Origin of the sequence: Persicirhabdus sediminis (genome assembly GCF_016595495.1) — a bacterium.
GTDB lineage: Bacteria > Verrucomicrobiota > Verrucomicrobiia > Verrucomicrobiales > Akkermansiaceae > Persicirhabdus > Persicirhabdus sediminis.
In genome coordinates, this window is record NZ_JAENIM010000039.1 from 753,013 (window position 1) to 775,093 (window position 22,081).

General features: G+C 49.1%; 18 protein-coding genes and 1 pseudogene. 6 read left to right on the forward strand and 13 right to left on the reverse strand.

All coding sequences use genetic code 11. The features are described from left to right. Position 1 precedes the first annotated feature (1 nt). The 3 genes from JIN82_RS10665 to JIN82_RS10675 form a co-directional block, all read right to left on the reverse strand. Positions 2 to 826: an NTP transferase domain-containing protein gene (locus tag JIN82_RS10665; RefSeq protein ID WP_200311609.1), complete on the reverse strand. Its 825-nt coding sequence runs from the start codon at positions 824 to 826 to the stop codon at positions 2 to 4. Positions 827 to 940: 114 nt separating this feature from the next. After that, on the reverse strand, positions 941 to 2,023 hold the full coding sequence (locus JIN82_RS10670) for a glycerate kinase (RefSeq protein ID WP_200311610.1): 1,083 nt from the start codon (positions 2,021 to 2,023) through the stop codon (positions 941 to 943). A 123-nt stretch (positions 2,024 to 2,146) separates the two neighbouring features. Next, positions 2,147 to 2,554 (reverse strand): DUF3147 family protein, encoded by a 408-nt coding sequence (locus JIN82_RS10675; protein ID WP_234041912.1) that lies wholly within the window; start codon positions 2,552 to 2,554, stop codon positions 2,147 to 2,149. Positions 2,555 to 2,600: 46 nt separating this feature from the next. On the opposite strand from JIN82_RS10675, the gene JIN82_RS10680 reads away from it, so the two are divergent. Then, positions 2,601 to 3,431: a hypothetical protein gene (locus JIN82_RS10680; RefSeq protein WP_200311611.1), complete on the forward strand. Its 831-nt coding sequence runs from the start codon at positions 2,601 to 2,603 to the stop codon at positions 3,429 to 3,431. A 51-nt stretch (positions 3,432 to 3,482) separates the two neighbouring features. On the opposite strand, the gene JIN82_RS10685 is transcribed toward JIN82_RS10680, so the two are convergent. The 3 genes from JIN82_RS10685 to JIN82_RS10695 form a co-directional block, all read right to left on the reverse strand. Further along, on the reverse strand, positions 3,483 to 5,006 hold the full coding sequence (locus JIN82_RS10685) for a sulfatase family protein (RefSeq protein ID WP_200311612.1): 1,524 nt from the start codon (positions 5,004 to 5,006) through the stop codon (positions 3,483 to 3,485). A gap of 99 nt (positions 5,007 to 5,105) precedes the next feature. Next, the gene (locus tag JIN82_RS10690) at positions 5,106 to 5,708 is read right to left on the reverse strand and encodes a LacI family DNA-binding transcriptional regulator (protein ID WP_200311613.1); all 603 of its coding nucleotides are present in this window, start codon (positions 5,706 to 5,708) and stop codon (positions 5,106 to 5,108) included. 30 nt (positions 5,709 to 5,738) lie between these two features. Beyond that, on the reverse strand, positions 5,739 to 6,167 hold the full coding sequence (locus JIN82_RS10695; RefSeq protein WP_200311614.1) for a LacI family DNA-binding transcriptional regulator: 429 nt from the start codon (positions 6,165 to 6,167) through the stop codon (positions 5,739 to 5,741). A 189-nt stretch (positions 6,168 to 6,356) separates the two neighbouring features. On the opposite strand from JIN82_RS10695, the gene JIN82_RS10700 reads away from it, so the two are divergent. The 3 genes from JIN82_RS10700 (at position 6,357) to JIN82_RS10710 (ending at position 13,966) form a co-directional block, all read left to right on the forward strand. Then, positions 6,357 to 7,721 carry a glucoamylase family protein gene (locus JIN82_RS10700; RefSeq protein ID WP_200311615.1) on the forward strand — a complete coding sequence of 455 codons (1,365 nt, stop codon included), beginning with the start codon at positions 6,357 to 6,359 and terminating at the stop codon, positions 7,719 to 7,721. An 8-nt stretch (positions 7,722 to 7,729) separates the two neighbouring features. Continuing rightward, the gene (locus JIN82_RS10705) at positions 7,730 to 11,116 is read left to right on the forward strand and encodes a GH36-type glycosyl hydrolase domain-containing protein (protein ID WP_200311616.1); all 3,387 of its coding nucleotides are present in this window, start codon (positions 7,730 to 7,732) and stop codon (positions 11,114 to 11,116) included. 249 nt (positions 11,117 to 11,365) lie between these two features. Beyond that, the gene (locus JIN82_RS10710) at positions 11,366 to 13,966 is read left to right on the forward strand and encodes a KAP family P-loop NTPase fold protein (protein WP_200311617.1); all 2,601 of its coding nucleotides are present in this window, start codon (positions 11,366 to 11,368) and stop codon (positions 13,964 to 13,966) included. A 91-nt stretch (positions 13,967 to 14,057) separates the two neighbouring features. Here the strand turns inward: JIN82_RS10710 and JIN82_RS10715 are convergent, their stop codons facing one another. Then, on the reverse strand, positions 14,058 to 14,408 hold the full coding sequence (locus tag JIN82_RS10715; RefSeq protein ID WP_200311618.1) for a hypothetical protein: 351 nt from the start codon (positions 14,406 to 14,408) through the stop codon (positions 14,058 to 14,060). 153 nt (positions 14,409 to 14,561) lie between these two features. On the opposite strand from JIN82_RS10715, the gene JIN82_RS10720 reads away from it, so the two are divergent. Then, the gene (locus JIN82_RS10720; protein ID WP_200311619.1) at positions 14,562 to 15,446 is read left to right on the forward strand and encodes a DUF4437 domain-containing protein; all 885 of its coding nucleotides are present in this window, start codon (positions 14,562 to 14,564) and stop codon (positions 15,444 to 15,446) included. A gap of 108 nt (positions 15,447 to 15,554) precedes the next feature. After that, positions 15,555 to 15,884: a DMT family transporter gene (locus tag JIN82_RS10725; protein WP_200311620.1), complete on the forward strand. Its 330-nt coding sequence runs from the start codon at positions 15,555 to 15,557 to the stop codon at positions 15,882 to 15,884. Between the two features lie 48 nt (positions 15,885 to 15,932). Here the strand turns inward: JIN82_RS10725 and JIN82_RS10730 are convergent, their stop codons facing one another. The 6 genes and pseudogenes from JIN82_RS10730 to JIN82_RS10755 form a co-directional block, all read right to left on the reverse strand. Beyond that, a complete protein-coding gene (locus JIN82_RS10730; RefSeq protein ID WP_200311621.1) occupies positions 15,933 to 17,009 on the reverse strand; it encodes a CNNM domain-containing protein in 1,077 nt (358 codons plus the stop codon). 88 nt (positions 17,010 to 17,097) lie between these two features. Next, the gene (locus JIN82_RS10735) at positions 17,098 to 18,120 is read right to left on the reverse strand and encodes a glycosyltransferase family 9 protein (RefSeq protein ID WP_200311622.1); all 1,023 of its coding nucleotides are present in this window, start codon (positions 18,118 to 18,120) and stop codon (positions 17,098 to 17,100) included. Between the two features lie 173 nt (positions 18,121 to 18,293). Next, complete coding sequence (locus JIN82_RS10740) at positions 18,294 to 19,547, reverse strand: PDZ domain-containing protein (RefSeq protein WP_200311623.1); 1,254 nt, start codon at positions 19,545 to 19,547, stop codon at positions 18,294 to 18,296. Positions 19,548 to 19,569: 22 nt separating this feature from the next. Beyond that, entirely contained in the window at positions 19,570 to 20,571 is a 1,002-nt protein-coding gene (locus JIN82_RS10745) for a S1C family serine protease (RefSeq protein WP_200311624.1), read from the reverse strand. A gap of 798 nt (positions 20,572 to 21,369) precedes the next feature. After that, positions 21,370 to 21,606: a hypothetical protein gene (locus tag JIN82_RS10750; protein WP_200311625.1), complete on the reverse strand. Its 237-nt coding sequence runs from the start codon at positions 21,604 to 21,606 to the stop codon at positions 21,370 to 21,372. A gap of 385 nt (positions 21,607 to 21,991) precedes the next feature. Then, positions 21,992 to 22,081, reverse strand: a pseudogene (locus JIN82_RS10755) (transposase); the annotation flags it as partial.

The window sequence follows — 22,081 nt, forward strand, 5'->3', positions numbered from 1 at the left end:
TCTAACCTCCAGCCACTGGTGGGATAAAGACGACTTCGTCGCCGGCTTGTAGCTGATAGGTCCATTCTTGGAAATCGCCATTAACCGCTAACATCATGCTCGATGATTTCAGCTTAAATCCGTGGCGGCCACGCAGCTCTTCGTAGAGACCAGCTGGTGTAATTGCGCTAGTGGTGACCTCCTCAGCCTCCTCCCCCACCTGCTCACGCAGCTGGGCGAAATACCTAACGGTCAATGATTTCTCAGTGGCTTGATTTTGCAATCGACCAATGGCCTCGGCTGCATCACCACGGGTATTGGCATTATCTAATGCTTCGGATCTAGGCAAATCCATAGTTTTCACGCGCACCTGTGAGAGCACACGGCGCGGACAAACTTGCTCACGGTTGATAGAATCAAGAACGCGCATGGCGATAGATGGTTCGTAAATCGTGCACAAGGGCTCGACCTTGCCATCAAAGCGGCTGGAAAAACAGGTGGCGTTAGCCTCCGGGTCACGGTGCTCTAGCAAGTACTCCAACACATCGGCATCGACGTGCGGCAAGTCACAAGCCATGACTAACCACGCAGCATCTGGATGTTTACTGAATGCAGAGGCAATAGCACCTAATGGCCCAACTTCGCCGTAGGCATCTTCTACCACATCCAGCTGGCCATCATGTGGCTGACCAGCACGCAGTGATAGATAAGCTTGATCACAAACTTCACCTAGCAGGCGCAACCCACGCTGAGCCTGGGTTTCGCCATCGCGAAACACCATCTCAGACTTATCCTCACCCATTCGGGTAGAACGACCTCCAGCTAACAACAGTCCATATACAGCCATAAAAACAAGCGCCAGTTTGACGACAAATCAGCATGTCTTGCAAGCGAGTATTTGCAAAGAGCAAATCTCGACATCTCACACCTGCCAAATGGCTAGCTGGAAATAACTAGCTGATTAACCGAAGTTATCGTAGATCTCCTGGCCAAATTTCTGCAGGATTTTGCCAGCATTTTGAATGCTCTCTTCGTCCGTCTCGTATTGGTCTCGCACAGTATAAACGGCATCAAACAGCTCGTTGTCTTTCAGGTCTTCATCAATGCGACCACAAACAACAATGACTTTTTTACCCGCTTCTTTCGCCATCTGCGCAACACCAATCGGCCCCTTACCATTGAATGACTGAGCATCTAATGAACCTTCACCAGTAATGACAACGTCAGCGGCTTCGATACGGCTTTTCAGCTTCACGGTTTCGGCAAATAGGTCAAATCCAGGAACAAGTTTTGCATCGGCAAAGGCCATCAGACCGTAGCCTAGACCTCCAGCTGCGCCGGAACCTGGCTTAGTAGCTAGACCAGCCCAATCCGTGCAGGCCGCAAGCTTAGCAAGCGCAGCTTCCAAAATCACTTGATCTTCCTTTGTCGCTCCTTTTTGCGGACCATAAATAGCAGTAGCGCCATTGTCACCTAGCAGTGGGTTAGTAACATCACATGCAGCCATGATAGGCGGCAGCTCACCGATACCTGATCCATCTACACGATCGAGTTTCGCCAGCTCAGTAACTTTCGGCTCCAGCTCGTTGCCATCTTTATCTAGCAATTTAGCGCCAAGGGCAACTGCCATGCCGATACCACCGTCGTTAGTCGCACTACCACCCAGGCCGATGATGATTTTTTTCACCTTAGGGTCGTTGGCGGCGTTACGGATCAACTGGCCAACACCAAAAGTATTAGCATTGAGCACGTCGAGTTCTTTGATGCGACGCAGTCCAGCTACTTCAGACATTTCAATCACAGCTGTATCACCAGTGACCACGTAACGGGTCATGATAGATTTGCCAAGGGGATCTTTAGCCTGTGAATAGACCCAAGCGCCGCGGGAGGCATCTGAGATAATTTTTGCAAAACCATCTCCACCGTCAGTAATCGGGCACTGGTCGCAAATATCGTGATGGGCAATACCATGGGCAATCGCCTCGCCAACTTCAGATGCTGAGACGGAACCTTTGAATTTATCACACGCCAATAGGAATTTCATTCTCTCCTTGTACTACACGAACAGCCACCTGCCAAATCAAACTTGTGACACTTGCAAACTAACTACTGAGCGACGCTCAACAGCTCACAGCCAAAGGACTAACGATAAGCCACTCAGCCAAGATTAAATCAACTCAATACCAAAGCGTTTCACCACCCATGCAAGGGCAAAAAACAAAATCACTGTTAAAATACAGCCCGCTAGCAGGCTCCAGCCGAAGTGAATACCACGTCGCAGCATCCACGGCATCAGCAAAAACATCGGCAGTGTAGGCAATACATACCAAAATGTGTACCAGGCGTGGTTAGCAATTTTCTCGGTGCGCTCGGCCCCCTGCATTTCCAAACACATCCACGTCATCGCTAACACCGTAACCATAGGCAGCGCCGCTATCAGCGCGCCGATACGATCAAACCTTTTGGCTATCTCGGATATCAAAACAATCAGAGTCGAAGTGATTAGAAATTTAACAATGATAGGCATGGCCCCCTCATACAGTCGATTCACTCTAAGGTAAAGCCCCCAACTCATAGCGATTTCGCTTTTGTCGTCGTTGATTTCTAGCTATCAAATTAGCATGAATCGCTTATGCCTCATCCTCCCCGCCATTCTCAGTCTGTCAGCGTGCTCGCCGTCAACAGGTGAAACGCCAAGTGAAAATCAATCTAGCAGCCGAGCCAGCCAGCTAAGCAGAAGCGATAAACAAAAAATCGGCCAGAAGATCTGGCTAAACGAATCTGGCGGCAAAGTAAGTGGACTAACGGCATGGAACCAAGGCGAAGAATTTCCATCCCTAGGTATTGGCCATTTTATCTGGTATCCAGTTAACTACAATGGCCCGTACACCGAATCATTCCCACAATTTCTCAACTACGCACACCGAGCTGGCCGCAAAGACATTCCTAGCTGGCTGAAATCAACACCCAAATGCCCGTGGCCTAACCGCACCGCATTCCAGGCCGACATCAATGGCCAGAGACTCAGCGAGCTGAGAAAATTTCTCGCTAACTCCGTCGAGCTACAGACTGACTTCATCATCCACCGCAGCGAGCAGTCGCTAGGCAAAATGATGAATGCAGCGCCAGCGAGTCAACGCGCACGCATACAAGCTAACTACCGGAAACTAGCTACCACCAGCAATGGCACCTATGCGCTGATTGATTACCCTAACTTCAAAGGTGATGGAACAAACCCTAACGAACGCTATAAAGGCGAAGGCTGGGGACTCATGCAGGTATTGCTAGAAATGCGTGATGTGCCGAGTGGGCAAGCCGCAGCCAATGAGTTTGCCGCAGCAGCCAAACGCAGACTCGACCTGCGTATCAAAAATTCCGATCCAGCACGTGGCGAAAATCGCTGGCGCGCTGGCTGGCACAACCGCTGTGATACCTACGCGAGACCACTCTAATGAATTTTTTTTAGCCAGCTGGAAAGCAATCCAGCTGGCACCATCTATCAACTAAAATGCAGGAGTACTTCTAGGCGCAGCAAACTGCTCAACAAATAGCTCGTGCATCTGTTGGACGCGCTTTTCATGCTCAGGATTATTGATCAAATCATCCTCCTCCTTGGGGTCTTGTTTGAGGTTAAAAAGCTGATTTGGCTTTGATTCTTTATCCAGACACAGCTTCCACTCACCCACTCTGATAGCGCGTTCTTTTGGCCCAGCGCCTTGAAATAACATATCCTCACGTAAGGTCGTGGAATTGTCATTTAACAGCACTGGCAAAAAGCTCATTGAGTCCAAACCTTGATCTTCGCCCACTTGCGCGCCAGTCAGATCAGCCAGAGTGGCAAATAGGTCATGCACACCTACCAGCTGGTCCGAGGTGGAATTTGCCTTCACCTTGCCATTGGTCCACTTGATGACAAATGGCACGCGATGCCCGCCTTCGTAGATCTGCGCCTTGTATCCACGCAACCCTTCGTTAGAATCGTAATCATTCTTACTAACTTTCTGCGGCAAGCCACCATTATCACTAGCAAAGATGATCAGCGTGTTATCTAGCTGGCCATGTTGGGCAATCGACTCCGTGAGCTTGCCGAGCGCAACATCCATGGCAAATAACATATCCATGTGCCTTGTGCCGCCAGTTGTGCCAGCTACTTTCACACCCATAAATTCATTGGGCGGCGTATGCGGCACGTGCACGGCATCTGTGCAGAAGTGAATGTAAAATGGCTTCTCAGCGCCATCTTTTTTATTTTGCGCGTGATGTTTGTCGAGAAAGTCGATCGCCTTCTCAGTGATGATTGGTAGAAACTCGTTAGTTTTCCAATCAGCCATGCCATAACCAGGCATCCAGCGCTGGATAACTGAGGTGCCATTATCATTTTGGCTTTTGCCGCCATCGTAATGAACCAGATCACTGAGATCTCCAACAATCAGATCATTTTCAAAAAATGCATACGGTGGATCTTGAATGCCACCGTAGGAAACGTAGGTGTAATCAAAACCTAATGAATAAACCCCATCAATGAGAGGTTTAGAAAAATCCGCCTTTGTCCAATCGAAGGACTTCTTTTTTGAAGTCACGGGCGAAGCTTTATCAAAGGTGGTCCCGTCTTTTGGCGGAACCAGCGCGCCAAGGTGCACCTTGCCAAACATCGCGCTGCGGTAGCCTTGTCCCTTCAGCACATCGGCAATCGACTTCTGCCCTTCCGTAAACTGCGAGCCACCATTGAAATGCCACGAACCACCAGCACTGCGACCGCGCCACGGGTAGTTGCCTGACAACATGCTGTACCGGCTAGGCGCACATAAAGCAGCTTGCGAATGGGCATCGTGAAAGGTCATGCCCTGCTCAGCTAGACGCTCTAAGTTAGGCATCTCTACCGGCGCAGCTGGATTGTACACCCGCGTATCACCGATGCCCATATCATCGACATAAAAAATGAGAACGTTAGGTTTCTGGCTAGCTGATAATTCAACTACAGCACAGCTCAAACCCAACACGCTGAGGAAGATTTGCTTACATCGCATACAAAGCAGTATGCCCAACAGCTAGAGTGAAACAAGCGGCAATTCCACTATCAGATGAGTAATCTGTCAGCTGGAAGTCAACTCCAGCTGACAACTAACTTATTCACCCACCTGAGCTCCAGCTGGCGCTGAAGTTGAGTTGCGCAGCACGATAGATGCTGGCAGCTCAATGTATTGTTGGTGCACTGGGCCAGTATCTGGCTCGGTAACACGCATGAGAATATCCACTGCCTGTTGGGCTAGTCGCTTCAGCGGCTGACGCATGGTAGTTAGTTTAGGAAAACAATTCATCGCCCACGGACCATCATCAAAGCCAATCACTGAGAGCTCTTGCGGGCATTTCATGCCAATTTCTTTGGCGTAATCTAACGCACCCAGAGCAATCGGGTCACAAGCGCAAAGAATGGCGGTTGGCGGATCTTCCATTTCGAGAAGTTTTTTACATCCTTCGCGTCCGGTATCATGGTCGTAGGAACCCTCAAATACCAATTCTTTATCGATGTCACCCAGCGCTTCTAAAAAACCATTGGCCCGCTCGGAGAAATCTCGTGAAGATCTAGGCCCGAGAATCAAGCCAACACGTCGGTGACCTAACTGAGAAATATATTGCACCGCCGTTTGTGCCGCGCCGAGGTTATCCACCCCGAGGATGTGACAGCTCAAATCACGCACGTTAACATTAGGAGGCAGAACTGATTTCATCAAAACTAACGGACGCTTGTAATCCTTGAGTTACTCGATTTCATCTGAGTTCAACGGCGTGCCCGCGTAGATCACTCCAGAGCAATCTAGGCTGAGCGGACGCAATGCCTCAACAAAGGAATCTCCCTGTGGGCGCAAAGTTGTAATACGAACTTCCCAGTCAGTCTCAGCAACTGCGTGCAAGACACCAGCGAGAAAGCGGCTATAAAATTCTGAGAAGAAGACTTCCTCTTCATTTGGAATGACTACCACCAATGTTGGATTCATCCCCTTGCGGATATAGCGAGCTCCCGGATTCGGGCGAAACTGCATGGCATCTGCCAATTCAATGATTTCTTTGCGACGGGATTCTTTGACCATATGCGCCGTCTCCGGACGCAATGCTCGCGATACTGTGGCCGCTGAAATACCCAACTTCTGTGCTAACAACCGAATTCCTGATGGATCATCCTTCTTCACGAAATCTAATCATGCACAACTTGCAGCGTTTGTAACGCTCTATTTGTCATAAAAAGCGTCAACAATTTCGTCATTACTGCAAACATTTACAATTATACCCCGTAATGACTAAAAAAATCATACCATGGGCGCTTGCAAATGATTAAATTGATTGCACATTATATAAATTGAACCTAAAAACCACTGCCAATGCGAATCACATCCATCATCTCCCTATGTACTTTAGCGCTAACGCCTATGGTATCTCTAGCTGAGAACCAGCCACAGGACCCAAGGCCCTTAGGTGAAATCGTACATTCAACAAACTACCATCTTTCTGAGAAAGAGGAAGCGTTTCTCGATCAGTTACAACGAGATTGCTATAATTACTTCGTCGAATCAGCTGATAAAACTAGCGGTCTGATTCCTGACCGAGCAAAAACTGATGGATCATGGTTCAGCGGCGTCGCCAGCTCAGCCTCCACTGGTTTTGGCCTGACCGCTCACTGTATCGCCGCCGAGCGCGGCTGGATCACCAAAGAAGAAGCGTATGACAAATGCCTCAAGGTGCTGAAATTCACCCGTGATCATTTTGCTCACACCAATGGTTTCCTACACCACTTTGTTAATCCCACCACTGGCGAGCTAGAATGGGATTCGGAAGCATCCTCTATCGATACCGCCCTCTTCCTCACTGGTGCCTTTACCGCTTCAGGTTATTTTGAAAACGAAGAGCTCACTGCGGTGGTTAATGACATCTACAACCGAGTTGACTGGAAATGGATGACCAATGGCAATGAATTCCTCGACATGGGCTACCGCGAAAGCGAAGGCTTCATCAACGTCGAGTGGGATCACTATTCAGAAATGCTTGTCATGCTGCTGCTTGGCATCGGCTCTGATTCCGACATGGCGCTCGACGCTGAGCATTGGGAAAACTGGCCACGCGATCCTAAGCTGACTTTCAAAGGTGAAGGATTCTGTGCTTACCCACCATTGTTTGTGCACCACTACTCGCAGAACTTCTTTGATTTCCGCACCAACCGCGACAAACATCTCGATTATTTCCGCAATTCACAGCTGTCCACACTCGCCCAGCGCGAATACATGGACCGCCTCGGCAAAGCATTCCCAGACACACTGGGTCACTGGAATGTTGACCTGTGGGGACTCACCGCTTCTGATAGCCCTGACGGCTATAAAGATTGGGGCGCACCATACGTCGACCCTCGCCTGCGCCCGTGGCGCGGTGACGACGGCACACTCACCCCATCCGCACCAGGCGGCTCTATCTGCATGACTCCTAAGGAGGCCATCGCCACCCTGATGCTGCAGAAAGAAAAATTTGCTGATATGGGCATTTACGGCCAATACGGCTTCACCAATGCTTACAACCCACGCACTGGCTGGGTTGGCCCAGATGTCATCGCTATTGACACAGGCATTACGCTCATCAGCGCAGAAAACCTTCGTTCAGGATTCGCATGGAAACATTTCATGAAACATCCAGCCGCCCAGCGCGCGTTCGAAAGATGTAATTTTTACCCAATCAAACCAATTAATAACGACAAATAATTGACGCAATGACAACTGCATCCACACAAGCTCCAGCGACTCGCCAGCTGGCGTCTCATAAGGACCTGCCGCTTCAGCGCCTTGGTTCCGCCGACGCACTCCACTTCGACTTCCTTCCAGGTGGTCACCTTCATGCTGCCCGTCACGGCAGTGGTGTCCTACTCAACCTCGTTCTCGGTTGCCCACTCGCTGGCGCCCTGCATCGTGTTTACGTTCTCGCTGGTACTGGCGACGACCAACAAGTCTTTAGTTTGATTGGCCCAGAAAGCACTGCTGCTTTCTCCATCTCAGAAAATGCCGCTAAATGGGAAGCCGACTTCGACGGCCTCACCGCCACAGCCATCATGAGCGTAAGCGAAAATGGCTGGCAGCTCAGCGTTGACGTCAACAACAACGGCGACAGCGAAAAAGAAATCCAAGTAGTTCACGGCCTCGACGTTGGCCTCGCTCACCAAGGTGCAGTTCGTACTAACGAATCCTACACCAGCCAGTACCTCGACCAACGTGCGCTCGATCACGCTGACTACGGCAAAGTGATCTGCACACGCCAAAACCTCGCTGTTGACGGCAACCACCCATGGCTTGCTCAGACATGTGCGGAAGGTGTTAGCGGATTTGTTACTGATGCCGTTCAATTCTTTGGATTTGCCATCAACCGTGGCGGCGCTCCTGAAATCTTCGGCGACATCCCTGCTGCCGACAGCCGCGTTTACCAAGGTGAGTCATCTTACGTTGGCCTTTTTGCTGAACCGCTCCAGCTGGCTCCAGCTGCCTCAGGTTCACGCACATTCCTCTTTACCTACAATGGCAACCACGCTGCAGCTACTGACATTTCAGACCTTGAGTCACTAGTAGGCGCTCAGCCAGCTCCAGCTACTGATGCACTTGCTGATTTCCAGCTGCAACAGAGCCTTCTCCACTACCCAGCGGTAGCTCACGGCGAAGACATGTCTGAAGATGAAGTCAAAGAGCTTTATCCTAACGAGCTGCGCATGGACGAGCGCGAAGACGACGGCGAACTGCTGTCATTCTACCACGGCAAGAGCACCGTTCACGTGGCGACTCGCGCTAAGGAAGTGCAAATCAGCCGCCCACACGGCATCATCCTGCGCAGTGGCGATAGCGACTACCCAGAAGAAGATTTCCTCAGCACTACCTGTTACGGCGCTGGTGTGATCAACGCGCTGACCAGCATTGGCCACGCATCATTCCACCGTCTCTACAGCGTACCACGCGACAAGTGCGGCCTCATGCCATCATACGGCCAGCGCGTTTGGTTCCAAGATGCTGACGGCGACTGGAACCTGCTTGGCGTACCATCACTCTTTGAGATGGACCTCACTGCCTGCCGCTGGATCTACAAGCTCGCTGACCGCACTATCGTGGTGAAAAATGAAGTCAACAAGGTGAAATCTGAAGCCAAGGTAGACGTTGAAGTCATCGCCGGCCCAGAAACTGCCTTCCTCGTCACTAGCGGACTGGTCGTTGGCATCAACGAATACGACGACACTGCTACAGTGGAATACCAAGAAAATGGCATCCACTTCGAGTGCTCTGACGACTCACTTGCGAAGAAGCATTTCCCGAAAGCCTACTTCCAGCTGGACATCGACACCACTGACGCAATCGCCCAACTGGGTGGCGCAGAAATCATCGGTGGCGCAGCCTCACTGCCATTCTCAGTGATCGAAACTAAGCCAGCTAAGGCATTTGCATTCACCATCTCCGGCACAGCCCGCGGTGAAGCACCTAGCAAGACTGAAGAACAAGCTGACCTCTGGTCAACCGTGGAAAGCTGCGTGCGCCTGTCTGGCTCAAACAGCCCAGCTGTAGAGCGCATCGACCACATCCTTCCGTGGTTCGCTCACAACGGTCTCATTCACCTCACTTCACCACACGGCCTCGAGCAGTACAATGGTGGCGCTTGGGGTTGCCGCGACGTGACTCAAGGATCTATCGAGCTCCTTCTCTCACTCGGCCGCGCTGATTCTGTGAAGAAGATTCTTCTCGAAGTTTACCGCCACCAGTACGACCAACAAGGCGACTGGCCACAGTGGTTCATGCTCGATCCATTTGGCACCATCCAGCAGGCACACATGCACGGTGACATCCCAGTATGGCCACTCAAAGCTGTCGCTGAATACGTCGAAGCTACTGAAGATTACAGCATCCTCGACGAAGTTCTACCATGGACAAACCCAGACGGCTTCGCGCTGACTGAGAAAACTGGCACACTTTGGGAGCACCTCGAGCTCAACTTCAAGTGGATCCAGAAACAATGTGTTGAAGGTACCGCGCTGATTTCATACGGCGACGGCGACTGGAACGACTCACTCCAGCCAGCTCGTCCAGAGCTCAAAGAGCGCATGGTTAGCTCATGGACTGTAGCCCTGTGCTACCAGACTATCAGCGGCCTGGAAAAACTCTGCAAGCAAACTGGACGCAGCATGGAAGGCCTCGACGGCTTCTCAGCTCGCATCGCAGCTGATTTCCGCAAGTTCCTCATCGTCGACGGCACCGTTTGTGGTTTCTTCCTCTTCAATGATGACCTGCAGAGCGGCACGCCAATCCTGCACCCATCAGACGAGACAACAGGCATTTCTTACCGCCTGCTGCCAATGACACGCTCCATGATCGGCAGCCTGTTCACTGAAGATGAATACAAACATCACCTCGGCCTCATCCGTGAGAACCTGCTTGCTCCAGACGGCGCCCGCCTCATGGACAAACCACCAACATACCGTGGTGGCCCTCAGGAAATCTTCCAGCGCGCTGAGTCTGCTGCTGCCTTCTCACGTGAGATCGGCATCATGTACACCCACGCTCACCTACGCTTCATCGAAGCCATGGCTCAGACTGGTAACGCCGACGATATGCTGCAAGCATTTGAAGTGGTTAACCCAATCGGCTGCGTAGACACCATTTCTAACGCGAAGCGCCGTCAGCACAACGTCTACTTCTCAAGCTCAGACGCGGACGTTAACGACCGCTACGAAGCTGCTGAGAAATACGAAGACATCAAAGCTGGCAAAGTGAAAGTCGAAGGTGGCTGGAGAGTTTACTCATCTGGCCCAGGCATCTACCTCAACCTCCTGCTCACCCGCCTCGTCGGCCTGCGCAGCGATTACGGCAAGGTAGTGATTGACCCAGTAGTTCCTAACTCACTCGACGGACTCGTCGCTGACACCAACTGGAAAGGCACCCCAATTAAGGTGAACTTCACTGTTGGCTCACGCAACTTCAACCCGTCTAAGATCACTCTCAACGGCACCGAGCTAGAAGCCATCGGTCAGGACGAAAACCCATACCGTGAAGGCGGCTGGATCATCGACCCTGAGGTCTTCAACTCACTGCTCAAAGAAGACGGCAACGTCCTCGATGTGGTTCTCGGATAATAAAATTCCAGCTGGCCTAACTCGCGCCAGCTGAAATTGCATCCACAAAATCTATCACACCCTGTCAGCCCAGCTGGCAGGGTGTTTTTTTGCTAAAAAATCTACAGTTAATTCCAAATAGAAACTTTAACATGAAGCGATCAAAACCCCCACAACCTACAATCATCTCGTTACCTCATTTAGATTTATATATAGAAACACCTTTTCATCTTTCCTTCTAGAACTTTTAAATCTATCAAGGTCGCTATAGTGAGCAACAATGAACAAAACCCCGCCCTAGCCAAAGCTCGATTTGTAAGAGCCCTATTGATCTCTATAGCAATCATCTGCATTGCAGTACTGCTTAAAGATCTAATCGTTCAATTAATTAACCACGCAGCTCTACTATTCACGAAGCACCAAGCTATCATAGTTAAAGTATTCACCATAATTTTTGCCCTGACTCTATTTGCCATAGGTTACGCTTGGACTTATTTCATACAGTTAAAAAATAAGCTCCGCCTGCAATGGAACAATATTAGCAAAAAGTGGATTTATGCACACCTCTTATCTAGCTTAATTGTTGGCAGCATATTGCTATTGAAATCCCCCTCATCACAGCCCTCCTCCAACCCTTACACACTCTCGGCCATTGTCGTACTGCTAGTTTTATTCTGGTGGTTAATTTATAAAATTATCCCAGTTGCAAAGCCGCGCCCACAAGTCGAAGACTTCCTTTCTCGCAGCTACTTCGCAAATCAGATCGCAAAGACTATTATCTCCGACTCAAGCAGCATGAAGAGAATCGCGGTATTAGGCCCTTGGGGCAGCGGCAAAACCACAGTCCTCAAATTGCTACGTGACCAGCTACAAAACTCTCAACAACAAAACTTCAAGACCGCGCTAGTCAACCCATGGAGCTGCAAAACGACAGATGAGGCTTGGGATGTTATAGCCAGAGGCTTTAACGAAGCTTTAGACCTCCCTAGAAAAACAACCCTCATCAAGGAGCACCTAAACTTAATACACAGGTTCACTTCGCTCTTTTCAGTACCTGATCTAGCCTCTACTGCACTGAAAGCCTTCACCTCAAGAAGCATCGAAAACTCTCAACGCTATATTGAAAAAATAGATTCACTTCTAGATTCCAATGAATACAAATTAATCCTTTTCATTGATGACATGGAAAGAATTCGCCCATCCATCATACGCGAAATATTTCCTCTGATTGATAGGCTGAATATTTTTGAGAATGTTACCTTCGTATTTGCAATAGATCCTCAACGAATCGAGGCGGCATTCACATCCACCTGCATGACTGACGAAAATCTTCCAGCATTGGAATGCAAAGGATACATGGATAAGGTTTTCGATCTCCAACTGAACCTGCCAGCCCTGCGGGAAGAAGAAATTAGGCAACTAGCCAAAGTATGGATCAAAGAGGCTGAATGCCCTAAACTATACAAGTCATTAGATCAACTAGATCTCCCTCAAAACCCTAGAGATCTTGAACGTTTCCTACATAAAGCGAAGGCTACAGAATTACTCTATCTAAATAATAGGTATAACGATAATGAAATGCTCTTTTCCATATTATTTTTATTTATCCAAGCTGAATCTATGTGCCGAGGGTTCATCGATACGATAAGCGCTCCTCAGCTTTATGAACGGATCGAAAAGATCTTCAACAATGCGCGCGTCAGAGCCATTACCCAAGAGAATAATGATACAAGCGAAAACGATTTTATAGAGAAGCTTGCTGATGATATATCAACTAAGCTCAAACAAAAACGATCAAAAGACATCATTGTCAGAATCTTAAAAAAACTATCTAAGCTATCAATAGATGACAACAGCTGGATTGCTCCATATTCAAGACCAACAACTATAACTTGGGTGCTATCAGGACACACAAACAAATATGAGATGAGTGATTCCGAGCAAAAGGACGCATTAGACAAACTCTATAATGGTCGCCACCTGTTAGAATGCATAACCCCTAATAATCTACGAATAGAGGAGTCAGCAGCCTCACTTGCTAACACATATCTAACCTCTATTACCACCGACTCGCATCAAGGATCTTTAGATTCTAATCAATTGGCACACTGCAAAGCTTTACTTAAGTGGATTACTGAAACTGACCCCGAGCAATACCCAATTATTAAATCTAACGTCATCAGAACCTTCGGCCGATGGACAGCCTACAGTCTTCACGCCCTTGATAAAACGTTTGATATAGAAGCATTTAATGAAACCAGCAGTCTTTTTGTCAAAATCCTGCCTTTACAACAAGCCCTTAATCACGCGAAATCATTTGCTAAAGGCGATCACCGAGTCTTTGAAAATCGCAAAAATTTAGATCTACAAAATTACCCAGCCACTAAACATATTGCTGATGCAATCAAAGAGAAGTGCCACCTAGCATTGAGCTCGACCTTAGAATGCGATAACACCTCCGATACTGAAGCGTCACGAGTCTTCAGCTCCCATTTTCTGGAAGAACTTTTCTATAGGGGCGAATGCTCATGGCTAACGAACGATGAGTTTGTCAACATTGTTCTTAAATGCCCAATCCATAACAAAAAGGCGCTAGAGTTCCTCAAGACGTTACTCCTGATAGGGTTTGACCAAGCTAACATTTCATACCCAAACTATCATGAGCTATTTAAAAGATACTCGTTTGAGCCATTACATGAACTAGTCTCCTATCTATTAAAAAGGGCCTCATTGGAGGAGTCTCCAGAGGACCTTTCAATACTACAAAACCAGGCAAAAAAACACCTCAGTAGAATCGAGTCCTCTGAGTTCAAGGCTGAATTTAAATCAGCTTTTGAACGACTACTAGATGATGGCGCTGAAAGCGACTAAGAACAAAGCTCGGGGCTTCAGCCCCGAGATAGTCTAGCTAAAATACCGCACCCTGAAAGGGTGCCAGAAAGCGTCATCAACCCCAAGCCCACTAAAACTTCAGCTTCGCTTGAAATGGCTTTTTAGCCGCTGGCACCTGTTTGGTGATCTTGCCATCTATCACACCGTCGCGAGCATCCACTTCATGGACTTTTTGCGCCAACTCACTACGGCTGAGCACTTGTTTATCCTCCAATACTTCGATCAAGGACTCGACCATCAAACACATCTCAGCCAGCTCATTTTCTAAGTTGGCAATGCGCTGCTCATTCACTCCTGAGCGAGCTTGTTGTTGCATGCTAGCAATGCGTTGCTGCGTAGAACTCAGAGAACTCTGGTCAGCAATACGGCGTAAATGTGTGGCCTGCGCCACATCCGGAAAAAAGAAATCTAGCAAACTCATAATGAAACCATGATAGAACTAACACCTCACAACTCCATTACAAAGTCGCGCCATCATTACCACCACAGTAGCCAATCCAGATATCTCTTGATGAATCAATAAGTTGAGATAGATTTTCACATTACTAGATAAATCTACACCTCTCCCACCATCATGAAAAAATCCACTCTCCTACCTCTATCCGCTCTAGTTAGCCTTAGCGCATTGATTCCAGCTAACGCGCAAACCGACGCCGCCAACAACAATGATAAAAACGACAAAGCCGAAGTTGTACTTCTAGCTGACATCGACTGGGAACAACTCAACCCAGCGCGTGGCGACCAAAGCCCACAGGCAGGAACACTGTGGGGAGATCGCAAAGCCGACGTCGCTACCGGCTACCTCGGCGTCTTCACCGATGGCTTTTCCTCACCGCCACACATTCACAATGTTAGCTACCGCGCACTGGTCATAAGCGGACTCATGCACAACGACGACCCATCAGCGGAAAAAATGTGGATGCCAGCTGGCTCGTTTTGGACACAGCCGCAAGGTGAAGCGCACATCACCGCCGCCAAAGGTGATAAAAACATCGCTTACATCGAGATTGATAGTGGCCCGTATCTGGTAGAACCAACAGAACAAGCTTTTGACAATGGCGAGCGACCTATCAACGTGCACTCGTCCAACATCGTCTGGCTCAGCGCCAGCGATTCCAGCTGGATAGAATCTAATGATCCAGCTGAGGATGGCAAATCACCACAGATCACCCACCTCTGGGGGAAGCCAGTAGACGGTCAACTCAACGGCTCCATGATCAAACTGCCAGCTGGTTATAGCGGAAAAATTTCAGGTACCAACGATCGCTACCGAGCCATCATCATCAGCGGTAACCCAAGCTACAGCGCCGAAACGAACGCTGATGGCATCCAGCTAGAACCCGGATGTTATTTCAGCTCCAACAAGTCCGGCAGCTCCAGCTTCATTTCTAGCAAAGACGAATGCATCATCTACATTCGCGCCATCGGCCGCTACCAGCTCAGCCCAAATAAAGAATAACAGACACCTCTAAATCTCTATCCCATGGCTCCACCCCATGCCCAACTGTTTACTATTGGAGATCAATCTACTGTAGCCAGCTAGCCGCTACGCCAGTAAAATCAGTGCATGGGATACCTATACCTTGCCATTGCCATCATCGCAGAAGTCATAGCCACCAGCGCGCTAAAGTCATCTGAGCAATTCAGCCGGCTCATCCCTAGCACCATCGTAGTTATTGGTTATGCCACAGCTTTTTATTTTCTCTCACTCGTGCTAAAAACGATTCCCGTGGGCGTCGCTTACGCTATCTGGGCGGGATTAGGCATTGTACTTGTCGCCATCATCGGCGCGGTATTCTTCAAACAAACCCCCGATACTCCAGCCATTCTTGGCATGCTGCTTATCATCACAGGTGTGGTGGTGATCAATGTATTTTCCAACACTATCAGCCACTAAGACAGCCAGCTAGACCAAAGCGCCTGCCAGCCATCCAGCTTGAAATAATCAGCTCTGGTTACTCTCGTCGTCTGATTTCAACTCAATGCCCATAGTGGCAGCGCGCTTCTTCCAAAGATCTCTAGCAAGCTGCTGCATATCTACGTTTTTGTCGCGCTCGTCAATGATCTCCAAACCTAGTAAGGTTTCTAGCATATCCTCAAGCGTCAGCACACCTTTCATGCTGCCGTATTCATCGACAACTAACATGATCTGCGCTCGCGTTTTCAGCATTTCATCAAATACGCTAGAAAGCGGAATGCTGTCGAGTGTCACCTCAATCTCACGGCTGTAGTTAGAAAGTCGATTTTCTGAATTACCACGCGCCTGAGCGAGCAACAAATCACTGCGCAAAACAAAACCTTTCACCTGGTCACGGCGACCTTCATAAATGGGAATTCGCGAGAACTGCACGTAGTCGTATTTGTGGAAAAACTCTTCCACTTTGACTTCTTCTGATAGAGCGAAAACCACCGTACTTGGCGTCATCACGTCTTTCACACGCATCTCATGCAGCAAAAATAGGTTTTTCAGAATCTTCGACTCCTGTTCAACTAACAACCCTTCTTGCTCGCTGATATCGACCATTGCCGCAAACTCGCTGCGGCTTAAACCCGCTGATTCAGAACCATGTGTCATTCCGCTGGTTAGCTTCTGGAATAACTTCAACACACCTAACTTGCGCATAGGCCAAACAAGCACAGCGAGAAATTGTGCGGTAACGCCGCTGAGCTGCTTCCAATACGCCGCCCCTAATGATTTAGGAATGATCTCAGAGAGAACCAAGATCAGAATAGTAAGAATGATAGAGACGATAGTTAGCGACTTGCTGCCAAAAACTTCCGTTGCCTGCGCACCCACACCAGCTGCCCCAGCAGTATGCGCGATGGTGTTCAGCGTCAAAATCGCCGCCAAAGTATCATTGATGTTATTTTTCAAGCTGGCTAGCAGCTTTCCTGATGGCTTGCCCTCTTTTTCTAACGCCGCCACGTAGGCAGGCGTCACACTCAAAATCACCGCCTCGGCGACCGAGCAGAGAAAGGAGAAAAACAGCGCAATGAATAGATAGACGGCTAGAAGTACCATGATAATTTACAGACGTGTGCATACTAGCTGATTCGTTCAAGTCTGCAACAACAAGATCACAGCAATATCAGCACAGCCATAAAGCTCTCTATGATAGAACTAGTTCACTAACCACACTCGTTAGCTGAGCAAGCACTGCGCTTGGTTTGATGCGATGCATGCAGCGGTGATCCAAAACACACTTGGCTGCAAAACATGGGCTACAGCAAACGTGCTCGCGAACAACCCGATGTTGTTTTCCGAGTGGACGCTTCCATGCGGGTTCGTTAGGGCCAAATAATACCACCGCAGGGACCCCAAGGTATGCCGCTAGATGCGGTGTATCACTGTCAACAGTGAGCACTGCGTGACTGCGAACCATTGCATTGAGCTGACTGCCCGGATCTGCAGCTACACGCTCAGCAATCTCTACACCTGCATCTGCGAACGCTTGCTCAAGCTCGGGGTAATCCTCCCCTATCAACAACCAGCGCACCGGCTGGCCCCAATGTTTTTCAAATGACTGCACCACCTTCAGCCAGCCTGGACCAACCCATTCGTGGCTAGCCCCCAAGTTAGAACGAGGTGATAGACAAATGGTCAGCGGCCCAGATGGCTGACGCTTATCTAGGGTGATAAAATTGGCCGCCACAAAAGCAGGCGCCCCTAGCTGATCCACTAACTTAAGATAAAATCGCACGCGGTGTTCGATGGGACCAGGAGCGCTAGGCACGCTAATTGCCTGGGTCAAACAAGCCTCTAAACCTTTTGCTGGATAACCGACACGTTGTTCGACATTAAGTTTTTTCAAAGCTTTAGCCGCTTCGCATGCCTGCCAAATCACCGCAGAATCAAAGTCTTTGCCTTTGCATAATGAGGCGATTTTTCTAGCTGAACTGCCCACTGGATAGCTAAGCACATCAAAACCTAACGCTGGCCAAAGCACTGCTGAATCAGCATCACACAGCACTGTGAATTTGCTCATCGGCCGAAATGCTTTTAATGCTCGCACAGCTGGAACCGCCAAACAGGACTCAATCACTCCAGCTGGAGCCACTACCACAAGAGACTCACCCTTGAGGTAAAACTTCGCTTCCGTTGGTACTGGCAATGCAGCTGGCATTTTTGGCATGCCATAGGATATTCTGCGAAATTAGAATTCGTCCAGACTTACTCTCAGAAATCATTCGCTGCGAGCGATCCCAACAAACACCTGCTCAGCGAATAGCTAGAATTTTACTAGAAAAAAAGCCAGCTGGAGGTGAGCCCAGCTGGCTGTTGATAGAAATCATTAGAAACCGCTACCTATCGACGGTTCTGGCGCAGTTGTTCGCGCATCTGCTCCATCTGGCGCTGCATCATTTCCATGTCACGCATCATATCCATCATCATGTGCTCAGATGGATCCAGCTGATGAGTGCGCGAGTTCGCCCGCGGCTGAATACGATATCGCACGCGAGGACCAGTTGCCGGCTGTCCAGTGCGCGGCGTGTAATAGCGCACTTGAGGACGAGCCATTTCAGCTAGAGGCCGCGCTTTGCTCGCGAGGATTTTTTCCAGCTGAGCCATCGGCAAGATGTAGGATTTGATGCGACTCGCCCGCGCCAGCGCAATACCAACCGGCTTACCATCTAAGCCAACTACTAACGCTCCTGCATCTTCCGGACGCAGCGGCATGTCAGTCTGCAGCACATTGGCAAAGCCATCTCTAACGGCGCTAAGATCAGTACCCATTCTCTCCATCACCTGCATTCGCTCAGGAGCCACCCTACCCTCTGGCGGCAGCACCCCACGCGAGCCCATCTCCACTTCTATCATCTTGTCTTTGCCATCACGTTTCACGGTAATGCGCACCAATTCACCCGGTGAATACTGACGCAGCTTGTTCTGCAGTTCAATGAATCCGCGAATCGGCGTAGAGCCAACTTTGACCACTGAATCACCCACTTCTATACCAGCTAGATCCGCTGGTGAGCCAGGCTGCACGTAGGATAAAATCACTCCATTTTCGCTTTGCTCCTCAGGGCTGAGGCGAACTCCAAGGTAACCTTGATCTTCCTGCTGCAGGCTGCGCGGCAAGACACTAACGACACCTAGTGCTCCTACACGCTTGTACGGCCACGCCATGACTAACATGTCACCCAGCTCTACTTCTCTACTAGCTGAAAAATCAACGGGCTCGAGCTCACCGTCAACACGCAGCAAGGCCAAATCCCACTCAGGGTAGATTCCTTCAACCGCGGCTCCGAGCTTTTGCCCGTCGCTGGTAGCCACGCCTATCATATTGTAGCTCTGCTGTATATCACTCCATTTGGTAATGATACCACCTTTGTCGTCAACCACGGTACCAAAAGCTAGGTGGCCGCTGCGGCCACGGATATCGACAACGCTTTTTGACGCCTCACTAACGGCTGGAGCGGCGGATTGATAGAACTGCACCGCCTGTTTTTCCAACTGCTTAGCCACCTGTGGATTCTGATAGGGAACATCATCACCTCGATGTTGCCCCACTGCTTGGCCAGCTAACAACGCCGCCAAGCAGGATACTTTTATCATCATAGATTTCATTACTTTCTAAAAATTACGGTTGCTGGTGAATTTCACCACGTTTTCCTAGTACCACGTCGCGCACAAACTGCTGGCGACCGCGGCTCGCTCTAATCTGCACAGTATCGCCCGCACGATGCTGCACGAGCTCAACCTGCAGTTCACGCAGGTTACGCACACGCTTACCGGCAATGCTATAGATCACATCGCCCTTTTCTAGACCAGCTTCAGCAGCCGGGCTCCCCGGAACGACCTCAGAGATCAGCAAGGATCTTGACCGGCGATCGCTAGCAACCTGCACTCCTAACACAGGTGCATCAGGCGCGCCCATCAAGTTCATTTGCAGCTTACCCCACATATCGCCTTCTAGCAGACGATCCCAGTCGTCATAATACCCACTCAGTCCCGCATGGTTATTGATTTTCAAATTCCCACCGATAGACGAATGGATACCAACTAACTTGCCATCGATATCAAACAATGGGCCACCAGAGTCGCCACCTATCAGCGTGCAATCTGTAGAGAAATAATGGTGGAAGTTTTTAGACACCACACGTCCAAAGCGCACGGGCGGTGTGCGGATCGCATCGTAACCACCGGCATGTCCCAGCGCCACAACCAGATCGCCCTCTTGCAACTTGTTGGAGTCACCCAATTCTACAAAGTCATATTTACCCTCATCCACAATGCGCAGCATCGCCTGGTCTCTCGTGTAGTTAGCGCCTAGCACCTCAGCCTGCACTTGACGACCGTCGGGAAAAATCACCGTCATCTCCTCAGAACCCTGCACCACGTGACCAGCGGATAGAATCAAACCATCCTCGCTAACAATCACCCCGCTGCCAGAGGCACCAGAACGCTGTGAAAACAACGATACCGTAGCCGGCATATTATTTTGCACCACATTCTTTATCTTCAGCTCAATCGCTTGCAAATCCTGCAAACCATTGAGGTCCTGAGCTGTGCTGGAAAATGGCAATGCCACCGCCAATCCCAGCGCCATGATTGGCATCATTTTTAATTTTAAGAAATTCATATCATTACAAAAAATTGTTCACCTTCTGCATATAGCAATTCAGCGCAGCAAAACGATCGTCTTGTCTGCAAAAAATAGCCACGCTGCGAAAATTTTCAAACGTCACCATCATTGGACGCCTGAAACTTACATTTCTTGCAAAATAAATTCCCACCACTTCAAACCCACAAACATGCAAACCATCTCCCATCCAATTCTGCTAGAAAACCTGTGCAAACCACCAGCTAATGGTAAAAAATCACTCTCCAGCCACCAAAGATCATAGCAAACATCAGCCCACCTTAAAAAACTCATTAAATCGGGTGTTTAGCGCGACATTAAATCTTCAATTAAAAATACATTGTAAGCACAAAGCAAACCGCCTATAAATCCATTTAGCAGTCCGCGCTGCGCAATTCTATAGGTTATGGGGGTTTCCTACAGAGTTCGTCGAGCGGACTGTTCTTTTTTTGCCCTGCTATCGGCAACTCCCCTGCATCCACCCCTATATGCAACGCATCTCACAGATTCCCATTTCGCTTCCCGGCCCCATGCCAAAATCCACCCAAGGCAGCTGGCTATAAGCCAACCACTCACTCAGCAGGCCTCTATCAAAGATAACTAACGCACCTAGCGATGCCGTTTTGCCGAATACCGTATGTAAGTCAAAATTCCAGCTATCATTATGAGTATAGCCGACAAAATAGAGTTATCTGACTGCGACTCAAAACGCACCAACACCGCCCACAGCAGACACAAGAGCGCCGATACACCGAAGATGATTTTCATGGATACCAATAACAAGCTAAGGAACTGAGACTAGCGGATGCCTTTACATGCTGCTATCTTAGCAATCGCATCTAGCATCTCAGCCATCGAATACGCTCTAGATAAATCTGCTTTTGCTAGCGCAGGCAATACGATGGCTTCTAACGCCATCTCATTCCCTAAGGCTGCAAATGTCGGATTCAAAGCGTGATACTGAGTTATCAAATCAGGCACATCTGCCCAAATACTCAGAGCTTCAATTTTTAGTAGATCTTCCCCTAGCATCATAAGACTACATCCTAGCTGGACAACTGTGAGGAAATCAATTTATTTCTAGCTGAATGATTATATTTAGGCAGCTCACATGAAATAGACTTAGCACCAGACAAGCAGGTAAATCCCCCCCCAATTACATCATCTTGTTACCGATAATCGCTAAGTTTTATTGCCTAATCTGGATTTACCCCTCCAGCTGAACGGGTTTCAGCCCACTGGCCTAGAGAGTATTTCAAAACAGCTAACTGAGAGCAGTTGAAGCCATCCCAGTTGGCCTCTAACTCAGTTTGTCTGTCTAGTCAGATGAGCAATTTTTGGGGAGCTCTCCACTAGCAGCCTAATTCAAATAAAAGATTAAAGGAGACTTGCTGTACGAAATTTGAGGGGAAGATCAGCTCTGAACTTTAGTATGAGGGTATACAGCTTCAATAGCTTCGCTAAAGCCCTTGAGGCCGTCAACACAAGCAATGAAGATGTCTTCTAGACC